Origin of the sequence: uncultured Caballeronia sp., assembly GCF_964243625.1 — a bacterium.
Classification (GTDB): Bacteria; Pseudomonadota; Gammaproteobacteria; order Burkholderiales; family Burkholderiaceae; genus Caballeronia.
This window is the reverse complement of record NZ_CAXTGZ010000388.1, coordinates 1-5,904: the sequence shown is the minus strand read 5'-3', so window position 1 is coordinate 5,904 and position 5,904 is coordinate 1. Positions and strand designations below refer to the sequence as shown.

Below are 5,904 nucleotides of genomic sequence, written 5' to 3'. Positions count from 1 at the left end.
GTGAAGCCGCCCAGATCGATGATCTGCTGGTCGAAAAATGCGCGCAGCCGGTTCAGCAAACTGATCGACGACGAGTACGACACCTCGCGCATATCGGCGAGATTCGGCGGCAGCGACGTCAACGCAAGGCCGCTCTCGTGATGCGAGAGCGCGGTATGCACGAAGGTCTGGTCGAAGCGGCGCAGGTTGCGCACGGCATCGACGAAATTGAATTCGCTTTGGGTGTCGAGCAGCACGGAACTGTCGGCGGCGGGAATGCCGAGGTCGAGCAGCGCCGCAGTTTTCAACGCAGTGACATCGCGCTTTTGCAGCTTGACCGCGAGGTTTGCGGCCAGCGTGCTGACGCCCACGCCTATACGCGCGCCGAGTAGCACCGTAATTTTTCCGTGGCGGTTCGCGGTGCGCTGGGTTTGCGCAGACAGGCTCGCCTGTTCCAGCAATTGCTGCGTGATCCGGGCTGCTTCTGCGGGATCGCCATCCATATCGATGAAATCACGCACGCCTGCGCGCAGCGCTGCAACCGCGCTGTCGGAGCCTTGCAGCGATCCCAGCGCGACGATCGCGAGGCCCGGAAAGGCATCGCGCACGGCGGCGGCCATGGCTGTTGCGCTTTCCGCGCTTGCCTGAGGCGCTTCGAGCGGCGCCCGTCCGAAGTCGATAAAAACCAGCGACGTGCCAAGTGCCACGATCTTGGGTACGAGCGCAACCGGATCGAATGGCACATGTTCGATCTGGCCCAACGTCCCGAGCGCACGCGTGAGCCACGCACGTCGTCCTGCATCCGCGCAGACGCACAGGAAGCGCGTGTTTTGCACCCGCGTTTCGACCTCAGTCAAGGAAAGTACTCTCGCGTTCATCGCGCGCACCTCTGCTGGTTTCCACCGCTGGAATATCTCTGCCCTTGCGCTTCATTTTGAAAATCCCGGCGCCATATCGCTCGATGCCACACCGCCCATGAACGAGCGCCACACCGGTCCGTCGCGCTGCTCGGATTGCTCGCCTGGCGTGCCGGGCAGCGGCGCGCCCTTGGCTATCGGCGAGACCAGGTGCGGCGTCACGACGATCACCAGCTCGCGATCGTTTTGCGTGTATTGCAGAGTCTTGAAGAACGAACCGATGATCGGAAGATCGCCGAGCATCGGCACCTTGTCGACGTTCGACATCGTCTCGCGATCGATGAGACCGCCTATCACGTAGCTCTCGCCATCGCCGAGCTCGACGGTTGTATCGGCGCGCCGCGTGGTGATCGCAGGCACCGAAATGCCGTTGATGGTCAGCGCGTGCTGGAAGTCGAGCTGGCTCGCTTCAGGCGCTACCTTCAGCGCGATGCGATTCGCTCCAAGCACGGTCGGCGTGACCGTCAGGCCGATCCCGTACGGCTTGTAGATGATGCTGATCGTGCCGAGCGTCTGCGGCACCGGCACCGGGATCTCGCCGCCCGCGAGAAAACTCGCGCTCTGCCCGGACAACGCGACGAGCGTCGGTTCCGCCAGGACTCGGGCGAGATTGTTCGACTCCAGCAAGCTCAGGTTGGCGAAGATGCCGCGCGTGCCCAGGTTCACGATGAGGTTGAAAGCGCTGCTCATCGGCGACGCCGACTGGACTTGCAGGTTGGTGGTCGCGCCGCCCGTGTAAGACGTCAGCGATGTCGGTGAGAAGCTGCCGAATGCAAACGCGTTGTTTTGCTTGAAGAGGTTAAAGCCTGCTTGCTTCAGCACCGACTTGCTGAACTCGACGACCTTCACGTCTACCTGGACCACGGGGCGCACGGCCACCGTGGATGCATCGTAGACGCCTCCGCCTTTAGTTGCGCTTGCGGCTGCATCGGACGATCCATCGTCCTGCTTTCCAGCGTCTTTCGAGTCGGAGCCAGCCGCGCCGTCCGCGGACTTACCTATCGCATCCTTCGCCACCGCCAGCGCCCGCTGATGCGATTCCACGTTCGCAGCAGACCCGGTGAGAACCGCCGTGCCACCCAGCACATCAACCGCCGGTGTATCGCTGCCAAGCAACTCGCGCGCGGCCTGCGTGGTGACGTTGACAGTGAAGGTGCGCGGCTGCGTGTTGCCCTTCTCCCACAGCATCATTTCCGTGCGTCCCGCGCTTTTCCCGACCAGCAACAAGCCGCTGTTGACGCCGCCGCTGCTCTTGAGCCAAAGAACATCGGCAACTGCGGGGTCCCCCACTGCGACGCGTTGCAACGCGTGCCCAGGCGCGATCTGCCGCTGTGCGCCAACCGCGATATCGAGCACGCGGGGAACAGGTTCCGGTGCGTTGTCCGCGCTCGTGGCACGTGCGGTTTTTGCATCGACCATGCCTCCCGGCGCAACAGCGCACAGACAGGCCAGCATGGCGAACAGCATTCCCCGCATGCTGCAAGCACACCGCCCTCGAACAGAACCTTTGGTTTTCGTCATTTTTTATATCGACTGCGTACTGCGTTGTCGCCACACGGCGGCATGGCCCCGAACTTCCCTTACTTATTCGCACTTCTAACCACATTAACGTCACACGCAATGCTTTTCAGTAGGCAATCTTTTCCCTATGCGAGCCGCGGATCAATTCCAGATCGTTCGATGCCGCCTGAACCCGAGGCGTCTTGAAAGCCGCTGTGGCCGGCACCGGCGGCGACGAGGGCATTTGCTTCGGCGGTTGCGCTCCAGTCCCGCCCGCAAGCGCCTGCAACGACAAACCCGCGGCTGCGCGTCCTTTGCCGTCGTTCGTAATCCTGAGCGATGCCAGAAGCGGCGCCATCGCTGCAGGCTCTGTCACGTCGTTATCGGCGGGATTGCGCAGCGCGAGAACCAGGCGGCCGGCGCCTTCAGCAAGCGTCAATGCATCGATGTCGGCCGTGCGCACCGCCAGCACCGCGGTCCGTGCCCCGCCACCGGCGCTCGAGGCGCGCGTTGCGTTCGACGCGGCATCAGCGCTATCCGATGTACCGGGCAGCGTGGCATCGCCGAAACTCAGTACACGTACCCTCGACAACAAAAGTCGCGCCTGCGTGGCCGCGACCTCGGCGTCGGTGCCGGGACCCGCGCTCATATCGCGCTTGAGCATGAAAAACACATCGACGAAATTGCCCGGCCGCACGCGATTGCCTACGGCGTTACCTTCGTCGATGCGCACCGCGACAGCCCGCTCGCCGGGTGCAATGGCATCGGCGAGTCCGGTTGTGAGGCTGGCTTCGGTGAGCGTCGTGTTCGCGGTGATTGCAGTGAGCGGCACGCGCCCGACCAATGGCGCGGCATCGCCGAACTCGCTTGCTCCGCGCGATGGCGCCATGCGCAGGCTTAGCGCATCGGCTTCGATGGGTTTGCCGGCGGGCAGGTCACGCGCGGCCACAACTACTGGAAAGTTTGCCTGCCCTTGCACGATGGGCGCAACCGGCGCCGGCGCGCGCCGCGAAAGCGACCACGCAAAAACGCCAAGCAGCACGGCAAGTGCAAAAAGACATCCAGCGAGGATACGAGTGAAATTGGCCATGTGATGTTCGTTCCGGACGCGTCGGCGCTCAGAACAGGTTCTCCGGGTTCAGTTGCACCATGGCGTTCGCGGTGAGCGTGGTTGGCGTCGGCAATCCAATGAGCGGCAATACAGGCACGAGCGGCTTGCCCGCGTAGTCGTAGTTGAGCGTGACCTGCACGCATTGCATCGATGCATCGAACGTACAGGGCGCGTAGGTTGCCGTGCACGGCGTAGTCGTCGCGAGCCAGTTCACAAGTCCGGTCGCCGTGGCACACGCAGCGCTTGCACGCAGCGTGAGTGCGCTTGCTGCACTGTTCGCATTCGGCTGAAACTTAAGCGCAGCGCGTGCCCCTTCAGATGCCGCAAGCGCAAGCGATTGCTTCGCGACGAAGATGATGCTGTACGTCACGATCGCGTAAAAGATCAGGAAGAACAGCGGGAAGATGAGCGCGAACTCCACGGCCGTGCTGCCGCGTTGCCGCCGTTGTCTGGACACGTTTCTATTGGGATGTTTCATCGCGCGGCCCCGAGTGCATGCAGCGTGAAACTGCCCAGCGCCGACACCGCGAGCAACGCCGCATAGGGCGTCGCGCGGCGGCCACCGACCATGAAGGTCGCGTGACGTGCACGCTTTTTGTTATTGCCATCGGCGCCAACGAGATGCGCCGTGGCGCTTAGGCTGGATTTGATCGCGGCTGGCACGATCAGGCATAGCGCGTGAATGCCGGCAAAGACGCTTGCAGCGATCCACAGCCCAAGCAACGCATGCAGGCCGCACCACGCGCCCAGCGCGGCGAACACCTTTACGTCGGCGGCGCCCATCACGCCCATCAAATAGAACGGCAAGAGCGCGACCAGCCCGGCTAGCACTCCGAATGCAGCGTCTTTGAACGCGATATGAAATGGTGAATAACCACTCGCCGCAAGTGCGCACGCAAGCACCACACCGACTATAACGAGCCCGTTTGGAATGCGGCGCCAAAAGCAATCGAATATAACGACTGCGAGTGCCCAGCTAACGAATAACGCGGCGTTAATCACAATATTGAATCGCTAACGCCAGGCACGCGTTTCCTACCGATTGCGGTTTAAGGCATTCGATTGAAAAGCATGGCGACACTACCGCGCATAGCCAAGCTCCACCTGCGTAGATGCGAATAAACGCGGCGACAGGCAGGACCTTGTATATACCGGCGGACCGCCAATATATACAGGAGCCGATACGCAATAAAGATGTGGCGCTCTAAGCCTGGCGGCGCGAAGCCTCAGTTGTTAAAGCGCCTTGCTTATAGCAGAGAAGGTATTTGTGAGCGCTGTTGTCAGCGGCGCTAAAGCTAGAACCAGCGCCGCAGCGATGATGCCGGCAATGATCCCGTATTCGATCGCTGTGACGCCGCGTTCGTCGCGGGAAAAACGTTTGATGAAGTTCGACATGATGTTGCCCTCGGATATTTTTTAATGGCCATTTAAGCAAGTGTTCCGGCATTTTGGTGGATCGTAGCCCGCGGGTTCTCTCTTCCCCGCAGTCATGTGTCCGTATGCCTTGTTGCGCGTCTTTGCGCGCTGGTTCACTCGCTGCTTCTCTCAGGTTCTAGATATGTAATCGATGTAGCCTCCATCAGTCCGGATGTTAAATGATGCATCCATGAAACGATTTATAGCTGAACGCTATCTCGAAATCAACGGGTACGCGCAATAAATTCATTAGTTGATACCCTTGATCGGTAAGCATAGTGCAACAACAACACTTTTCGCTCAAAGGTTTGGCGTCGTTTGTAAAATTCAGTGCCTCTTCTTTCAGTGCGTTGTTAGCGTTCTCTGAATTAGCGATCTTTCTATTACGCTTTCCGACTTTGTAATGTGTCGTAATGAAAGACGGTTCACTATCTAGTTAACGGCCGGTTTGACGCCGGCTGGAGCCTAGCCAGTAGTGCAGTTACTCCAGAAAACAAGCGTCGCCGCGATTTTTAATGACCACAGCGAAACGTGTTACGTCCGCGTCCGTAACGGCATCGGTCGCACGTTACGTTACGTGACACGTTACGTTGCACACAACGCGTGGTGCCTTGATCCTGCCACCTCCCCGCAAAGCCCCACCCCGCCTTGTACCATCTGGTTAACCCGGCCACATTTCGACGTACATCACACGGCTCCATTCAAAATGGCACGCGTCCTGCAATAAGACGATGGCAGTTCAAACACAAAACTAAATACCATCCGAGGGCGTTATGAAGACCGCACACAATCGCACGGGCGCATTGCGCGTCACCATTTTCACCGCTGCTATCGCGACCATGCTGACGCTCGGCGCATGCGGCGGGTCAGGTTCCACCAGCAAACAACTTGGCAGCTCCGGCTCGACCGGCGCAATCCCCACCACCGGTGGTGACGGAAGCACATCGGCGGGCACCGGCGGCGACGGCAGCACATCGGCAG

5 protein-coding genes and 2 pseudogenes are annotated in these 5,904 nt (G+C 60.4%); 1 reads left to right on the top strand and 6 read right to left on the bottom strand.

The window, feature by feature from the left end; translation table 11 throughout:
* From ACFFAR_RS22530 to ACFFAR_RS22505, 6 genes and pseudogenes are all read right to left on the bottom strand, one after another.
* A pseudogene (locus tag ACFFAR_RS22530) lies at nucleotides 1-836 on the bottom strand (fimbrial protein); the annotation flags it as partial.
* 72 nt (nucleotides 837-908) lie between these two features.
* Nucleotides 909-2,372: a type II and III secretion system protein family protein gene (locus tag ACFFAR_RS22525; RefSeq protein WP_375508501.1), complete on the bottom strand. Its 1,464-nt coding sequence runs from the start codon at nucleotides 2,370-2,372 to the stop codon at nucleotides 909-911.
* A gap of 151 nt (nucleotides 2,373-2,523) precedes the next feature.
* Nucleotides 2,524-3,486 carry a Flp pilus assembly protein CpaB gene (gene cpaB, locus ACFFAR_RS22520; protein ID WP_375508500.1) on the bottom strand — a complete coding sequence of 321 codons (963 nt, stop codon included), beginning with the start codon at nucleotides 3,484-3,486 and terminating at the stop codon, nucleotides 2,524-2,526.
* 28 nt (nucleotides 3,487-3,514) lie between these two features.
* A complete protein-coding gene (locus ACFFAR_RS22515) occupies nucleotides 3,515-3,985 on the bottom strand; it encodes a TadE/TadG family type IV pilus assembly protein (protein ID WP_174364352.1) in 471 nt (156 codons plus the stop codon).
* Nucleotides 3,982-4,509, bottom strand: a complete 528-nt coding sequence (locus tag ACFFAR_RS22510) for a prepilin peptidase (RefSeq protein WP_375508499.1) — start codon at nucleotides 4,507-4,509, stop codon at nucleotides 3,982-3,984. Before ACFFAR_RS22510 ends, ACFFAR_RS22515 begins: the two co-directional genes overlap by 4 nt.
* 231 nt (nucleotides 4,510-4,740) lie before the next feature.
* Entirely contained in the window at nucleotides 4,741-4,902 is a 162-nt protein-coding gene (locus ACFFAR_RS22505; protein ID WP_174364353.1) for a Flp family type IVb pilin, read from the bottom strand.
* A 794-nt stretch (nucleotides 4,903-5,696) separates the two neighbouring features.
* On the opposite strand from ACFFAR_RS22505, the pseudogene ACFFAR_RS22500 reads away from it, so the two are divergent.
* Nucleotides 5,697-5,904, top strand: a pseudogene (locus ACFFAR_RS22500) (collagen-like triple helix repeat-containing lipoprotein); the annotation flags it as partial.